Raw genomic sequence first — 14,309 nt, forward strand, 5'->3', positions numbered from 1 at the left:
CACAGAGCCACTGAGTCAGTGCGCGAAGCGCTCCCGCACATCCGGCCTCTGGGCCAGATGCGGTGGATAGCCGGGGCCCATCCGGGGGCGGGTATTGTCCGCGGTCATCGGCTCACCGCAGGCGGCGCACACCACCTCGGCATGGGTGTCCTGCCCGCACACCTCGTGATGCATGGCCACCGGCGGGCCCGCTTCACCGGCCAGCCAGCGGTCCCCCCACCGGTTCATCACCAGCAGCACGCCGTAGAAGTCGCGCCCCTTCTCGGTGAGCACGTAGTCGTACCGAACCGGCTCCGTCTGGTACGGCCGCTTCTCCAGCAGCCCCTCCTCCACCAGCCGGCGCAGCCGGTCCGTCAGCGTGTTGCGGGCGATGCCCAGCGACTCCTGGAACGCGTCGAACCGCCGGATCCCGTAGAACGCCTCACGCAGGACCAACGGCGTCCACCAGTCCCCGAGCAAGTCCATCGTCCGCGCGATGGAACAGGGCCACTGTGCAAAGGATGTCCGCCTCATGACCGCCAGCATAGGTTCGTCCAGTTGTGAGACCCAGCAGGTAGAGCGGCGGCAGTTAATGCGCACGACACCTTGCACCCCATCAATAACGAAGTTATGTTGCCGCCATGAAACGTGACTTGCTGGGCAGAAGGCTGGTCGTCACCGGAGCGGCACGCGGCATCGGCGAGAAGGTGGCCCGCCTGGCCGCCGCCCGAGGTGCTCGTGTGACCCTGATCGGCCTGGAGCCCGATCGGCTGCGTAACGTCGCCGATGATCTGGGCCCCGCCGCTTCCTGGCGTGAGGCCGATGTGCGCGACGGCACCGCTCTGCGGTCGGCGATCGATGAGGCCGCGGAGATCATGGGCGGCATCGACCTCGTCGTCGCCAATGCCGGCGTAGTGGCGTACGGGACGGTGCGACAGACGGACGAGGCGTCGTTCGAGCGGGTCCTCGACATCAATCTGAACGGCGTCTTCCGCACCCTCAAGTACGCGACACCCCATCTGGAGCGCAGCCGGGGCCACGCGTTGGTCGTGGCGTCCGCGCTGTCCTTCATGCCACTGGCCTCGATGGCCTCGTACGGCGCGAGCAAGGCCGCGACCGAGCTGCTCGCCCTCACCTACCGCCAGGAGGTGGCGCACCTCGGGGTCACGGTCGGCCTTGTGCATCCCTCCTGGATCGAAACGGACCTCGTCCGGGGCGCCGAGGTCGACCTCCCCTCGTTCCAGGGCCTGCGCAGGCGGCTGCCCTATCCGGGCAACGCCACCACGAGCCCCGAACGGGCTGCTGCCGCGATCGTCGACGGGCTCGTGCGCCGCCGCAGCCGCGTGTACGTCCCGCGCGCAGTCGTCGTGACCAACTGGGCGAAGGCGGCGCTGAACTCACCGCTGGTCTGGCCCTGGGCGAGACGCTTCGCGGCCCGGGCGGTTCCGTCCCTCGAACGGGAGGTCGCGGCGTTGGGGAGGCATGACCAACTCACTCCAGGTAGCAGTGCCCACGATGCGGAGACCAGGTCGCCCTAGGGCCTGTCCGGCGGATCATGCCGCAGACGCGGGGTCTGGCACGCCCATCTGCGGCGTTGTCGTCGGTCGCCGACTCCCCCACACTCGGCTTCTCCCCCACTCTCGACTTCGCTCGAGCGGGGGGACCCCCATGCGCGGGAGGGGCCCCCATCGCGTCGACTCCCTCCTCCGCCTTGCAGCTGGACGCACCAGACCCCGCTCACCGGCGCCGATCAGTCACCGTCGCTTTCCTGCGGCCTGATCCGCCGGACAGGCCCTAGCCGCGCACGGGGCAGCGCCCAGCCACCCGACTTTCACCGGCCATGAACGATCGAGTCGTAAAGGCGCGCGCCGGCCTGGTGCGAGGCCTCGGCACGTTCCCGTTCGTCGCCCAACCCGACAGAGAAATTCACGCCCATCGGCAGCATCACCTGCACCACCGCGTCCTCGAACTCGACGAAGTGCTCGGCCAACTCGAGGGTGATGTAACCGTGCACGAGACTCCACAACTGAGCGGCTATGACTTCGGGGTCCTGCTGCTCGACCCTGCCGGAGTCCACGAGCCGTTCGCACGTTGCGGTGACATGAGCGTGGGCTTCACGGAAGGCCGGCGAATGCCCGCTGAAACGAAGGTCCGCGTCCGACAGCGGCCGGTATGTCGCACGGGTGGACAGACCGAACATCAGGTCGTACAGGTGAGGGTTCTCGCGGGCCACTCGGCGGCAGGTCAAGGCCATGGCGAAGAGATCCGCGATCGGATCCTCCGTCACCGGCACTTGGGCAAACGCCGCGCCAAGCTCCTTGAACCCATGGTCGGCGACGGCTCGCATCAGTTCGGGGATCCCACCGAAGTGGCTGTAGACGACCATCGTCGACAGTCCGCTCGCGGACGCCACCGTACGCGCCTTGACGGCCGACGGCCCCTGTTCGGCCAGCAGCCCGATGGCGGCCTGCACAAGCCGCTCCGGTGCGTCATCGAGCCTCGCCCGCCCTGCCACGCCTCTCACGCCTCCATCATTGACACACTTGAAATAACTTGGTTATCTAACTCGTCACGGCAATAGTACACATCACGAGTGACGTGCCGTTTCGGACACGGGCGCGCGTCCCTGGACGCGCCTACACGCGCTGTCCCCAATGCCTGGCGCCGGTAGACCCTCCCCCAAGCGCTTTCCACTCCCCCATGAACTCAGCCCGGGAGCAGAATCCATGCCATACAAAGACAAGGGCCATCTGGAGATCGAGGACCGCGGAGCCGTCCTGATCGTCCGGCTCGACGGCGGCCCACACCACGTGTTCGGCCTCGACATCGCCAACCAGCTGGACGAGTTGGTGGACAGGGCCGACCGGGATCCGAGCATCCGTGCCGTCGTCTTCACCGGGGCGCACCCCGAACGGTTCGTCAGCCATGCGGCGGTCCAGTGGCTGCAGGAAGAGGGCGCCGCCAGCCCCACGGTGGGCCGGCGCGGTGCTTCCGCCGTGGCACGCGTGGCCAGAGGCGCGGACCGGGCACGCGTTCTGAAGCCTGTGGTGAACAGGACCCCGATGCGGGGAGCCGCCCAGCTCGACCGCCTGCACGCCACGTTCCTGAAGATGAACAGCAGCGGGGTCATCTTCGTAGCCGCCCTCAACGGTTCGGCCCTCGGCCTCGGCGCGGAATTCGCCTGGGCGTGCGACCTGCGCGTCATGGCTGAAGGGGACTTCTTCATCGGCCAGCCGGAAATCCTCCTCGGCATTATCCCGGGCGGTGGCGGCACCCAGCGGCTGACCCGCCTGATCGGCACCCACAGGTCCCTGGTCGCCATCCTCGAGGGCAAGCCGTTCACGCCCGGGGAGGCTCTCGCCAACGGAGCCGTCGACGAGGTCGTGCCACAGGACGAGGTGGTCGCGACGGCGACGGCACTGGCGGAACACTTCGGCGCACGGTCCAAGGGGTCCGTCGAGGCTGTCAAGAGGTCGGTGTACTTCGGTGGCTCGATGTCGCTGGCGGAAGGGCTGCACGTCGAGCGCACCGAGTTCTTCGCCAGAGTCATGTCGGAGGAGGGTCAGGAACTCATGCTCGACTACATCGCGACGACCGAGGCCACCGGCGAGCTCCCGCTCTACAACCCGGACACGTACGAACAAGCGCTCGCCTTGGGCAGCGTGCCCGGGCACCGCTCGACGAAGACGACGCGGCGGTGAGTCGACGATGACCAATCCGCAGTCCTTCACCCGTCACGACATCACTTTCCCCTCCGGCGACAGCACGTGTGCCGGGTGGCTCTACCTCCCCACGGGCGTCACCTCCCCACCCGTCGTCATCCTCGGGCACGGCCTCGGCGCCACCCGCGAGATGCGCCTGGACGCCTTCGCCGAGCGTTTCGCACAGGCCGGCATCGCCGCCGTGGCTTTCACCTACCGGCACTTCGGCGACAGTGGCGGCCACCCGCGCCAGCTCCTGTCGATCAAGCGTCAACTCGCCGACTGGGACGCCGCCATCGCCTACGTCAAGGCCCGCCCTGACGTCGACCGCGCCCGTGTCGCGGTGTGGGGCAGCTCCTTCGGCGGTGGCCACGCCATCACCGTCGCCTCACGCCATCCTGAACTGCGCGCGGCCGTGGCCCAGTGCCCGTTCACCGACGGTCTCGCCTCCGCGCTCGCGCTGGGCCCGCTCGCCTCGCTCAGGATGACTCCTGTGCTCGCCCGGGATCTGGCAACCAGGGTCCGCGGCAAGGCGCCGGCAATGGTTCCCATCGCGGCCTCCCCCGGTTCGCCGGCTCTCATGAACGCTCCGGACGCACTGCCCGGATACGAGGCGCTGCAGCCGCCGGGGACGACGTTCCGCAACGAGGTGGCGGCACGGGTCATTCCGACCATCGCCGCCTACCGGCCCGGGCGTGCGGCCAAGAAGGTCGCCATCCCGATCCTCTTCTGCGTCAGCAACACCGACTCCGTCACGCCTCCCGCCCAGACCCTCCGCTACGCGCGCACCGCGCCCCAGGGAGAGATCAAGAGGTACGACGCCGGCCACTTCGACTTCTACACCGGCGAGACCTTCGAGGAACTGGTGCGTGACCAGATCGAGTTCCTCGCCCGCCAGCTGCACCCGGCGCCCGCCGCGTCGACTCCTTGACCGGACCGCATCACACCGAGACAGGTACGCTCGCCATGAATTTCGCTTCTCTGCCCGACCGCCGCGCCGCTCTCGACCCCCATGGGCCGGCGGTCTCGGACGGACGCCAGTCGCTCACCAACACTCAGATGCTGGACCGAGTCCGTGCGGCAGCGCGTCAGCTCCAGGCCCTCGGGATCGGTCCCGGCGATGTCGTGGCCCTCAAGCTGACGAACCGCATCGAGTTCGTACTGCTGTTGTTCGCCGCTTGGCGGATCGGCGCCACCATCACGCCGGTCAACCCGAGCATGACCGACGTCGAGGTGGACCGACAGCTGAGGGACTCCGGCGCGCGCCTGCTGGTGGTCGAGGACCGCGCGGCGCCCGTCACGAACGGTACTGCCGTACTCGCCGTCGGCGCACTGTACGAAGAAGCGGTGGAGTCGGATCACGCGCCGCAACTGGACTCGTCCGCGCTGGCCCTTCTCATCTACACCAGCGGCACCACCGGGGTACCGAAGGGCGTGATGCTCGACCACGCCAACATCGACGCCATGGCGGAGATGGGGCGCCTGTCGCTGGACGTCGGGCCGGCCGACCGGTGCCTGCTGATCCTGCCGCTCTTCCACGTCAACGGCATCGTGGTCAGCATTCTCATGCCTCTGCTCGTGGGCGCGAGCGTCGTCATCGCGGGCCGCCGGTTCGATCCGCGCAGCTTCTTCGACCTCGTCGAGCAGGAGCGCCCCACCTTCTTCAGCGCCGTGCCGACGATCTACGGCATGCTCGCCGCGCTCCCGGACGACGTTCGGCCCGACACATCGTCGCTGAGGTTCGGAGTCTGCGGCGCCGCACCTGCCTCCGCCGAGCTGCTCACCCGGTTCGAGGCCCGGTACGGGTTCCCTCTTGTCGAGGGGTACGGCCTGTCCGAAGGAACCTGCGGCTCCACCATCAACCCGGTCGCGGGCCCGCGACGGGCCGGCACCGTGGGAATTCCCTTCCCCGGCCAGGAGATTCGGATCGTCGACGCCGACGGTGTCGAGGTGGCGGCGGGCACGGACGGTGAAGTCCTCGTGAAGGGCCCCAACGTCATGCGTGGCTATCTCGGCCGTCCGGACGAAACGGCCAGAGTCCTCGTCGACGGCTGGTTGCACACGGGCGATGTGGGCCACCTCGACGCCGAGGGCTATCTGACCCTGGTCGGGCGCTCGAAGGACATGATCATCCGTGGCGGGGAGAACATCTACCCCAAGGAGATCGAGGACGTACTCGCAGGCGACCCGTCGGTGCTGGAGGCCGCCGTGATCGGCGTACCCCACGAAAAATGGGGAGAGGTGGTCGTCGCCTACGTCCAGCCACGACCTGGCGTGACCGTCGATCCGGCGGCGCTGAAGGCGCTCTGTGCGCGCAGCCTCACCGGCTACAAGCGACCGACCTCGTTTTTCGTGGTGGAAGCCATCGCGAAGAACGCGGTCGGCAAGATCGACAAGGCCTCGTTGCGGGCGGCCCATGCGGCAGCCTCTGCCAGTTCGTGATCAACCCGGAGGCTGACGCATCACGGGGAGCCACCACGGCCGGCAGGACGTGTCCGGCGCCGGCCAGGGAACACACGCGGGAGACGGGGTCGTAGACCGCGTACAGGCACGTGGCGCTGATCTCGTCCGTGCCGCGTTCCTCCGCGCGCTGCAGCCGGATGACCACGTCGTCGAGGTGTGTCAGCAGTTCGTCGGGGGTCAGTTCTCCTCGACGAACGTCTTCGCCCAGCTCGAAGCCACCGCCCAGGGGGCCGGTATCGGTGTACTGCCGGCCTTCCTGGCCCAGCGGGCGCAGCTGCGTCGGCTGCTCGCCGACGAGATCGACATCCGGCTTCCCATCACCCTGGCCGTCCGCCGCGAGGCGGTGACGCACCCCGCCGTACGCGCCCTGTCGGCCGCTCTACGGCAGGAGGTCGCCGAACGGAGCGCCGAACTGATCCCGGGATGAACGCCGAGGAATGACCGGCGCCGCGAACGCCAGGGTTGCCCGTCTCACTCGGCCGGCTTCACACGAAAACCAGGGCCAGGGACGCTCTCGATGTCCACCGCCCGCACAGAGTGACCTCCTTCGCAGCGAATCTGGACGCCGGCCTGCGCGCCGCATGCGCGGTGTCGCGCCAGTACGGCCGGGCCCTCCGGGTCGGCGCGGTACCGGTCACCCCACTGCAGGAGCCCCATCACGGCCGGGACCAGATCCATGCCCTTGGGAGTGATCACGTACTTCGGCCGACTCCGCGAGCCAGGCTCCTTGTAGGTCTCGGTGACCAGGATCCCTTCCTCCACGAGCATCCGGAGCCGCGCCGCGAGGAGGTTGCGAGGACAGCCGAGGACGCGCTCGAAGTCGCTGAAACGGGACGAGCCGTACCAGACCTCGCGCAGGATCAGGATCGTCCACTTCTCACCCACGACCTCAAGGGTCCGCGCGATCGAGCAGTTGGATGTCCCGCTCGAGGCGGAGGTCCATGCCGGCATCCTGAAGAGCTTCGGTCCACGCATCCATGCGAGCCACACTTGAGTTTACTTTCCTATACTCAGCCAGTAGCGTCATGACTGGCACATCTGGCTGCACGCGAGAAGTGGGCGTGACAGCAACCTGTGAAGGAGCGTCACCATGGCAGTAAGTCCTGAAGCACAGCAGTTCGCGCAGTTCCTCGAGAGCGTGAGCGCGAAGACGTCGACACCGGGCCTCGACCTGGCCGTGATCCGCGACATCGTCGACACGAACCACAAGGCGTCGACCGAGCCGGAAGGCGTCACCTACGCCGAGGTCGACGCAGGCGGCGTCCCCGCCCTGTGGGCGATCCCCGAGGGCGCCGACCCCGACCGGGCGCTGCTCCACTTCCACTTCGGCGGATCGGTCACCGCCTCGATGCACTCGGACCGCAAGGCCGCCGGTCACATCGCGAAGGCGGCCGGAGCCCGCTCGCTGGTCGTGGACTTCCGCCTGGCGCCCGAGCACCCCTACCCGGCACAGCTCGACGACGCCGAGACCGCTTACCGGTGGCTGCTCTCGCAGGGCTACGAGCCGAGGAACATCGGCAGCACGGGCCACTCGATCGGCGGCACCCTCGCGGTGATGCTGCCGCTGCGTCTGCTCGCGAAGGGCGAGGCGACCCCGGGCGCGATCGTCAGCGTCTCGCCGTGGACCGACCTCACCATCCAAAACCCTTCGGTCGACGAGAACGAAGACAACGACAAGATGCTCAGCAGGGCCACGCTCGAACTCTTCCGAGGAGCCTGGCTGCAAGACCCCGCCGTGGACTTCGCCGACCCGCAGATCAGCCTCGTGCACGCCGACCTGACCGGCCTGCCGCCCACGGTCGTCCACTACGGCGAGTACGAGACCCTCGCCGACGACGGCACCGAGCTCGGCCGCAGGCTCGCGGACTTCAAGGTCACCTCCGAGGTCCACCCGATGCCCGAGGGGCAGCACTCCTTCATCCTGGGCGCGGGGCGCGTACCCGAGGTGGACCAGGCGATCCAGCAGATGGGTCAGTGGCTCCGCAAGCACCTCGGCACCTGAGCAAACCTGACGGCGGAGCCTGCTGGCCGGGTCCGCCCCACCACCGCGATGCCGGTGACCGGACCGCCGGTCTCCGGCATCCTCGACCATGTCGGCCGGCATGCGGTATTCGTGTCCGACACCGTTCTGTACACCGCCACACCACCGGTCCCTCGATGCCACGAAGGAGTGCGCGATGGGAATGTACGAGGATGTCTTCCGCTCCAGCACCGAAGACCCGGAAGGTTTCTGGCTGAAAGCGGCAGAGGGCATCGACTGGGATGTCGCTCCGCGACGCGCCCTGGACTCCTCGGGCGCGCCCTTCTACCGCTGGTTTCCCGATGGACGGCTCAACGTCTGCTTCAACGCGCTCGACCGGCACATCGAAGCCGGCCGCGGCGAACAGCCCGCGCTCGTCTACGACTCGCCCGTGACCGACACTCGGCGCACCTACACATACGCGCAGCTGAGGGACGAGGTGGCGACCTTCGCCGGAGCGCTCGCGCAACTCGGCGTGGGACGCGGCGACCGGGTGGTGATCTACATGCCGATGGTTCCCGAGGCCGCCGTCGCGATGCTGGCCTGTGCGCGCATCGGCGCGGTCCACTCGGTCGTCTTCGGCGGGTTCGCCCCGCACGAACTCGCCGTCCGTATCGACGACGCCGCCCCCAAGGTGGTCGTCTCCGCGTCCTGCGGCATCGAGGGCAAGCGCGTCATCGCGTACAAGCCGCTGCTCGACCGGGCGATCGAACTCGCCGTCCACAAGCCGGAAAAGCGTGTGATCCTGCAACGTCCGCAGGAGCCGGCCGAGTTGGGCCCCGGCGATCTCGACTGGGGCGACCTGGTCGCTACCGCGCCCCCGGCCGACTGCGTGCCGATCGCCTCGACCGATCCCCTCTACATCCTCTACACGTCCGGAACGACCGGAAAGCCCAAGGGAGTCGTACGGGACTGCGGCGGCTACGCGGTCGCCCTGCACTGGTCGATGGGCGCCGTCTACGACGTGGGGCCGGGCGAGACGATGTTCACCGGCTCCGACGTCGGCTGGGTCGTCGGGCACTCGTACATCGTCTACGCGCCTCTGCTGGTCGGCGCCACGACGGTCTTGTACGAGGGCAAGCCGGTCGGCACCCCGGACGCGGGGCAGTTCTGGCGTGTCGCCGCCGAGTACGGCGTCAAGACCATGTTCACAGCCCCCACCGCCTTCCGCGCCATTCGCAAGGAGGATCCGAAGGGGGCCCTCAGCGCCGACTACGATCTCTCCAGCCTGCGCTACCTCTTCCTCGCCGGCGAGCGCCTCGACCCCGAGACCTATCACTGGGCGAGCGCCCTGCTGGGCGTCCCGGTGATCGACCACTGGTGGCAGACCGAGACCGGCTGGCCCATCGTCGCCAACCCTGTGGGCATCGAAGCGGCTCCTCTCAAGCCCGGCTCCCCCACCCGTCCGCTGCCGGGATGGGACGTCCGCGTCCTCGACCCCTCGGGCGAGCCGGTGCCCGCGGGGGTCGACGGTGCGATCGTCGTGAAGCTCCCCTTGCCACCCGGCGCGCTCCCCACCCTCTGGAACGACGACGACCGCTACGTCGCCTCCTATCTCTCCGCCTTCGACGGCTACTACCTCACCGGCGACAGCGGGCACATCGACGAGGACGGCTACGTCTTCGTCATGGGCCGCACCGACGACGTCATCAACGTCGCCGGCCACCGCCTGTCCACCGGCAGCATGGAAGAGGCCCTGGCCGCCCACCCCGATGTCGCCGAATGCGCCGTCATCGGCGTCGCCGACGCTCTGAAGGGACAGGTACCGCGTGGCTTCGCCGTCCTGAAAGCCGGCATCAGCCGCGAACCGAGCGAGGTCGAGGCCGAACTCGTCCAGCTCGTACGCGAACGCATCGGCGCCGTCGCCTCCCTCAAGGACGTCGCGGTCGTGGCCGCCCTGCCCAAGACCCGCTCGGGAAAGATCCTGCGCAAGACGATGCGCGGCATCGCCGACGGCCACGACGAACCCATCCCCTCCACGGTGGACGACCCCAGCGTCATCGAGGCCCTGCGCCCGGTCCTCCGAGGCCCCGGTCACACCCGGTGAACGGCCAACTCGCAGCCCGGCCGACGGCGACGAAGCGGAGCGCGCCGCCGGGCTCCGGGAGCTGACCCCTCAGCCTTGGTGAGGGCATACCGCAAGTCGACTTCGATTCGGTCTCTGCGGCGACGATCGCTCTGTTGACGACGGCGGGTAGTTTCTCCGGGACGAAGCCGACCGCGGAGGAGCTGTCGGCAATGCGTCCGCGGTCCCGCGTGTCGCCCCCACGCTCCGTCATGCGCCGGAAGCCCGCCTGCCGTGCGACCCGGCCGACGGCCACACAAAGCCCGACCACCATGCCCCCCTTCTTGCGCCAGCCAGCCCTTCCGCGTAATATTACGATCGTAATTCCATAAGGGGTGCTCATGGCGGATCCGTCATCGGGCCTACCGGCAGGAAGGCTCGGCCTCCACCCGGCCGACCCCGCACGCCGACCGCCCCGCCCTCCTAGCCGTAAACCACTCATGACCTGAGGAATCGCGCATGCCGAACGCCCTGTGGACCCCGACCGTCGTCGGAGAGATCCCCCTGCCCCACCGGCTGGCCATGGCCCCCCTGACCCGCAGCCGGGCCACCGCAGACGGCGTACCGACCGAGCTGAACGCCGAGTACTACGCCCAACGCGCCTCGCACGCGCTCATCATCACCGAGGGCACCCAGCCCAACGCCGATGGCCAGGGCTACCCCGTGACCCCGGGCATCTACACGGTGGAGCACATCGCCGGCTGGCGGAAGGTCACCGACGCCGTACACAAGGCCGACGGGCGCATCGTCATCCAGCTGATGCACGCCGGGCGAATCTCCCACCCCGACAACACCCCCCACCACCGGCAGCCGGTGGCTCCCTCCGCCATCAAGCCGACCGGCCTCACGTTCACCGCCTCCGGGCCCCAGGGGATGCCGGTGCCGCGCGAGCTGTCCACCGAGGAGGTCGCCGCGACGGTCGACGACTTCCGGCGCGCCGCCGCGGCCGCCATCTCGGCCGGCGCCGACGGCGTCGAGATCCACGGGGCCAACGGCTACCTGGTCAACCAGTTCCTCTTCCCCAGCGCCAACCAGCGCACCGACCAGTACGGCGGCTCCCTCGACAACCGCATCCGCTTCGCGGTGGAGGTCGCCACGGCCGTGGCCGACGAGATCGGCGCCGGCCGCACCGGCATCCGGATCTCTCCCGGCAACCCGTTCCAGATCAACGACCTCACGGAGAACGACCCCCACGACCTCTACCCGCACCTCCTGCGCGCCCTCGCGCCCCTCAACCTCGCCTACCTGCACATCGGCCACGGTGGCGACGACGAACTCCTGCACACCCTCCGCAAGCTGTGGCCGACCACGCTGCTCCTCAACCGGGCCGGCACGGACATAGCCACCCGCGCCAAGGACATCGAGAACGGCCTGGCCGACGTCATCACCGTTGGCTCGATGGCACTCGCCAACCCCGACCTGGTCGAGCGCGTACGCGCCGGGGCTCCGCTGAACACCCCTGACCCCGCCACCTTCTACGGCGGCGGCGCGGCCGGCTACACCGACTACCCCACCCACACCGTCTGAGGAACCCAACCATGGCCGCCCCCACACCCCGCACCCCCACCACGGCCAGCGAGGGGCCGATGAGCTACGCGATCTTCCAGCTCGCCCGTGCTCACCGCGCCCGCGCCGCCGCCATGCTCCGCGAGATGGACCTGCATCCCGGACAGGAACTGCTGCTGATGCACCTCCTTGACCGGGACGGCCAGACCCAGTCCGAGCTGCTCGAAAGCGTCGGCCTGGACCACTCCACCGTCTCCAAGTCCCTACGCCGCATGCAGGACGCCGGCCTGCTCATCCGCGAGCCGGCCGAACACGACCGGCGCGTCATGGTCGTCCACCTCACCGACAAGGGCCGTGCCATGCGCGAGCCCCTGGCAGCCATGTGGCAGGCCTTGGAGGAGACCTCCGCGCGGAACCTGTCGGCGCAGCAGGCGGAATCCTTCGTCCGCACCGCCTACGCCATCGCCGAGGCGATCAACAGCCGCGATCTTCCGCAAGAAGAGTCCGAGTAACTCCCCGGTGTGCACCCCATGTCCGCGTACGCCATACGACGCATGGAGGGGTTCCGGAGGGGGTACGGCAGCATCCCCGCGGGGACGGCGGGCCCTTTCCCGCCGCCTGCCGGCTGTACATCGAGGACGGCCGCATCACCCGCGTCCGGGTCGCCTTCGACCTCGGCAAGCTCCTGCAGGCCGGCGGTGACCCGCTCAAGCGGATCCGCCCACCACAGGCCCGCCACTTGAGCCCACCCAATCCCCCCACTACTGACCTGATGGAAAGTGAGACCCCCATGACCACCATCCGCTCCACCACCCTCCCGGTCCTCGTCGTCGGCGCGACCGGCTCCCTCGGGGGCAAGGTCGTCGACGAACTGCTCAAGCGCGGTAAGAACGTCCGGGCCCTGGTCCGGCCGACCACCGACGCGAGCAGGCTCGAAAGCCGGGGTGTCGAGATCGCCCGCGGCGACATGCTCGACGTCGACTCGCTCGTCGCCGCCATGAACGGCGCCGATGCCGTCATCACCACCGCTGCCGGCTACACCCGCGGCGGCAAGAATGCGCACGACATCGACACCGTCGGCAACGCCAACCTCGCCGAGGCCGCCCACCGCGCTGGCATCCGGCGGTTCGTCCTGACCAGCATCCTCACCAGCGACCAGACGCCCGATGTCCCGCACTTCTGGCACAAGAAGGTCGCCGAGGACAAGCTCGAACAGCTCGGCGTCCCGTTCGTCGCACTGCGCCCGGGGGCGTTCGTCGACCAGATCGCGAGCATGGCGGGCGACCCGGTCGACAAGGGCCGCCTGATCTGGATGGGCAAGACCACCGTCCCGCTGACCTTCGTCCACACCTCCGATCTCGCGGCGTACCTGGCGGCCGCGGTCGACGCCGAGGCCGACGACGGCGAGCGCATCGACATCGGCTGGGACCGTCCGGTCAGCATGCGCGAGGTGGCCGACCTGATGGGCAGCCGGGCCGGAAAGAAGATCAAGGTATGGGCCGTCCCTACCGCCGTCGCCCGCACCGCAGGAGCCGTCGCCGGCCGCTTCATGCCCCTGGTCAAGGACATGGCCGCGATGTTCGGCTGGTTCGACAGGGGCCGTTACGTCGCCGACCCCCGTCGGCAGGAGCAGCTGTTCGGCCCCGTCCCCACCGCCGAGGAGGCCCTCGCCCGGTTCACCGACGAGCTGGGCAAGGCACGGCACCGGTGACGGGCCCGCATCCCGGTCCTCCCGCCCGGGCGGGGGCCAACCGATGAGTGGAGGAACCGCTGTGACAGATCGACACACGTTCCTACCGCACCCGGAACCGGCCGACCAGGCCGGCCATCGCAGACGCCGCGGCAGCAGCGGCGGGCGGCCTCCGGCCTTCGACCGTGAGGACTACAAGGCCCGGCACGCGGTCGAGTGCGGCATCAACCGGCTCAAGCGCAACCGGGCGGTGGCCACCCGGTTCGACAAGCTCGCCGTCCGCTTCGAGGCCACCGTCCACATCGCCGCCATCAGCGAATAGCTGTGACCTGGCGGGGCTGTCCGCACCGCATGCCATCCTGGCGGCGGCAACCCGCAGCACGTCGGTACAAGGGAGACAGCGGACCAATGGCGGCTGAGTACTACTGCGCCGACAGCGAGAACGGCCACCACATCGACGACCCGTCCGAGGACGCCCTGTTCGACCTGATCAGCGAACTGAACGACGCAGACAACACGTTCATCGTCATCCAGCCCGACCAGGACGACCCCGCCTGGTTCGCTTCCGTCGCCGTCCTCGACGAAGGCGGCTACGAGATCGTCCGCCGCGACACCACCCGCCGCGCACACGAGGTCACCACCGACACCAGCATCGGCCGGATCGCCAACGACCTCATCATCTGGCTGGCCGCCCGCGACTTCCCCGGACGGCCAACCCGACAGACCAACGCGTTCTAAAACACGGCCTAGCCGCAATTCCGTTGCGTTAACTTGCGGGCGTAGTCTGCTGGGACCGTCTCGGGGGTGGTGTCGGTGGCCGAGGGTGTGCCGGAGTTATCGGGTCTTGGGCTGTTGACCTGGGTGTATCCGCCGGGTCTGGTGGAC

At 68.9% G+C, this 14,309-nt stretch carries 14 protein-coding genes and 2 pseudogenes; 12 read left to right on the plus strand and 4 right to left on the minus strand.

Features of this window, described 5'->3' with window-relative positions:
* Positions 1-15: 15 nt before the first annotated feature.
* Entirely contained in the window at positions 16-465 is a 450-nt protein-coding gene (locus ACTWQJ_RS04805) for a winged helix-turn-helix transcriptional regulator (RefSeq protein ID WP_443305344.1), read from the minus strand.
* 155 nt (positions 466-620) lie between these two features.
* Here ACTWQJ_RS04805 and ACTWQJ_RS04810 point away from each other — a divergent pair, with 155 nt between their 5' ends.
* Positions 621-1,517, plus strand: coding sequence for a short-chain dehydrogenase/reductase (locus ACTWQJ_RS04810; RefSeq protein ID WP_443305345.1), 897 nt, complete (start codon positions 621-623; stop codon positions 1,515-1,517).
* A gap of 293 nt (positions 1,518-1,810) precedes the next feature.
* On the opposite strand, the gene ACTWQJ_RS04815 is transcribed toward ACTWQJ_RS04810, so the two are convergent.
* A complete protein-coding gene (locus ACTWQJ_RS04815; RefSeq protein ID WP_443305346.1) occupies positions 1,811-2,452 on the minus strand; it encodes a TetR/AcrR family transcriptional regulator in 642 nt (213 codons plus the stop codon).
* 253 nt (positions 2,453-2,705) lie between these two features.
* On the opposite strand from ACTWQJ_RS04815, the gene ACTWQJ_RS04820 reads away from it, so the two are divergent.
* From ACTWQJ_RS04820 to ACTWQJ_RS04830, 3 genes are read left to right on the plus strand one after another with little or no spacing between them, the layout of a single operon-like run.
* Positions 2,706-3,680 (plus strand): enoyl-CoA hydratase/isomerase family protein, encoded by a 975-nt coding sequence (locus ACTWQJ_RS04820; protein WP_443305347.1) that lies wholly within the window; start codon positions 2,706-2,708, stop codon positions 3,678-3,680.
* A gap of 7 nt (positions 3,681-3,687) precedes the next feature.
* Positions 3,688-4,611 (plus strand): alpha/beta hydrolase, encoded by a 924-nt coding sequence (locus tag ACTWQJ_RS04825; protein WP_443305348.1) that lies wholly within the window; start codon positions 3,688-3,690, stop codon positions 4,609-4,611.
* A gap of 35 nt (positions 4,612-4,646) precedes the next feature.
* Complete coding sequence (locus ACTWQJ_RS04830; protein WP_443305349.1) at positions 4,647-6,122, plus strand: class I adenylate-forming enzyme family protein; 1,476 nt, start codon at positions 4,647-4,649, stop codon at positions 6,120-6,122.
* Positions 6,123-6,201: 79 nt separating this feature from the next.
* Here the strand turns inward: ACTWQJ_RS04830 and ACTWQJ_RS04835 are convergent.
* Positions 6,202-6,288, minus strand: a pseudogene (locus ACTWQJ_RS04835) (hypothetical protein); the annotation flags it as partial.
* 9 nt (positions 6,289-6,297) lie between these two features.
* On the opposite strand from ACTWQJ_RS04835, the gene ACTWQJ_RS04840 reads away from it, so the two are divergent.
* Positions 6,298-6,570 carry a LysR substrate-binding domain-containing protein gene (locus tag ACTWQJ_RS04840; protein WP_443305350.1) on the plus strand — a complete coding sequence of 91 codons (273 nt, stop codon included), beginning with the start codon at positions 6,298-6,300 and terminating at the stop codon, positions 6,568-6,570.
* A 44-nt stretch (positions 6,571-6,614) separates the two neighbouring features.
* On the opposite strand, the gene ACTWQJ_RS04845 is transcribed toward ACTWQJ_RS04840, so the two are convergent.
* The gene (locus ACTWQJ_RS04845) at positions 6,615-7,028 is read right to left on the minus strand and encodes a winged helix-turn-helix transcriptional regulator (RefSeq protein ID WP_443305351.1); all 414 of its coding nucleotides are present in this window, start codon (positions 7,026-7,028) and stop codon (positions 6,615-6,617) included.
* Positions 7,029-7,233: 205 nt separating this feature from the next.
* Between ACTWQJ_RS04845 and ACTWQJ_RS04850 the strand changes: the two genes are divergently transcribed.
* The 7 genes and pseudogenes from ACTWQJ_RS04850 to ACTWQJ_RS04880 all read left to right on the plus strand — a co-directional run bounded on the left by ACTWQJ_RS04850 (position 7,234) and on the right by ACTWQJ_RS04880 (position 14,162).
* On the plus strand, positions 7,234-8,145 hold the full coding sequence (locus ACTWQJ_RS04850; RefSeq protein ID WP_443305352.1) for an alpha/beta hydrolase: 912 nt from the start codon (positions 7,234-7,236) through the stop codon (positions 8,143-8,145).
* Between the two features lie 175 nt (positions 8,146-8,320).
* Positions 8,321-10,210, plus strand: a complete 1,890-nt coding sequence (locus ACTWQJ_RS04855; RefSeq protein WP_443305353.1) for a propionyl-CoA synthetase — start codon at positions 8,321-8,323, stop codon at positions 10,208-10,210.
* 477 nt (positions 10,211-10,687) lie between these two features.
* The gene (locus ACTWQJ_RS04860; RefSeq protein WP_443305354.1) at positions 10,688-11,755 is read left to right on the plus strand and encodes an alkene reductase; all 1,068 of its coding nucleotides are present in this window, start codon (positions 10,688-10,690) and stop codon (positions 11,753-11,755) included.
* Between the two features lie 11 nt (positions 11,756-11,766).
* Entirely contained in the window at positions 11,767-12,246 is a 480-nt protein-coding gene (locus tag ACTWQJ_RS04865) for a MarR family winged helix-turn-helix transcriptional regulator (RefSeq protein WP_443305355.1), read from the plus strand.
* 278 nt (positions 12,247-12,524) lie between these two features.
* Positions 12,525-13,445 (plus strand): SDR family oxidoreductase, encoded by a 921-nt coding sequence (locus tag ACTWQJ_RS04870; protein WP_443305356.1) that lies wholly within the window; start codon positions 12,525-12,527, stop codon positions 13,443-13,445.
* Between the two features lie 91 nt (positions 13,446-13,536).
* Positions 13,537-13,746: pseudogene (locus ACTWQJ_RS04875) on the plus strand (IS5 family transposase); the annotation flags it as partial.
* An 86-nt stretch (positions 13,747-13,832) separates the two neighbouring features.
* Positions 13,833-14,162 (plus strand): hypothetical protein, encoded by a 330-nt coding sequence (locus tag ACTWQJ_RS04880; RefSeq protein WP_443305357.1) that lies wholly within the window; start codon positions 13,833-13,835, stop codon positions 14,160-14,162.
* Positions 14,163-14,309: the final 147 nt, after the last annotated feature.

This window comes from Streptomyces sp. KR55 (assembly GCF_052245645.1).
GTDB lineage: Bacteria > Actinomycetota > Actinomycetes > Streptomycetales > Streptomycetaceae > Streptomyces > Streptomyces flavusporus.

Excerpts from the sequence above, each read along its gene's own strand:
- ACTWQJ_RS04850 (WP_443305352.1), top strand. The coding sequence starts at position 7,234 with ATGGCAGTAAGTCCTGAAGCACAGCAGTTCGCGCAGTTCCTCGAGAGC.
- ACTWQJ_RS04855 (WP_443305353.1), top strand. The coding sequence starts at position 8,321 with ATGGGAATGTACGAGGATGTCTTCCGCTCCAGCACCGAAGACCCGGAA.
- ACTWQJ_RS04820 (WP_443305347.1), top strand. The coding sequence starts at position 2,706 with ATGCCATACAAAGACAAGGGCCATCTGGAGATCGAGGACCGCGGAGCC.
- ACTWQJ_RS04860 (WP_443305354.1), top strand. The coding sequence starts at position 10,688 with ATGCCGAACGCCCTGTGGACCCCGACCGTCGTCGGAGAGATCCCCCTG.
- ACTWQJ_RS04830 (WP_443305349.1), top strand. The coding sequence starts at position 4,647 with ATGAATTTCGCTTCTCTGCCCGACCGCCGCGCCGCTCTCGACCCCCAT.
- ACTWQJ_RS04880 (WP_443305357.1), top strand. The coding sequence starts at position 13,833 with ATGGCGGCTGAGTACTACTGCGCCGACAGCGAGAACGGCCACCACATC.
- ACTWQJ_RS04810 (WP_443305345.1), top strand. The coding sequence starts at position 621 with ATGAAACGTGACTTGCTGGGCAGAAGGCTGGTCGTCACCGGAGCGGCA.
- ACTWQJ_RS04805 (WP_443305344.1), bottom strand. The coding sequence starts at position 465 with ATGGACTTGCTCGGGGACTGGTGGACGCCGTTGGTCCTGCGTGAGGCG.
- ACTWQJ_RS04825 (WP_443305348.1), top strand. The coding sequence starts at position 3,688 with ATGACCAATCCGCAGTCCTTCACCCGTCACGACATCACTTTCCCCTCC.
- ACTWQJ_RS04865 (WP_443305355.1), top strand. The coding sequence starts at position 11,767 with ATGGCCGCCCCCACACCCCGCACCCCCACCACGGCCAGCGAGGGGCCG.
- ACTWQJ_RS04870 (WP_443305356.1), top strand. The coding sequence starts at position 12,525 with ATGACCACCATCCGCTCCACCACCCTCCCGGTCCTCGTCGTCGGCGCG.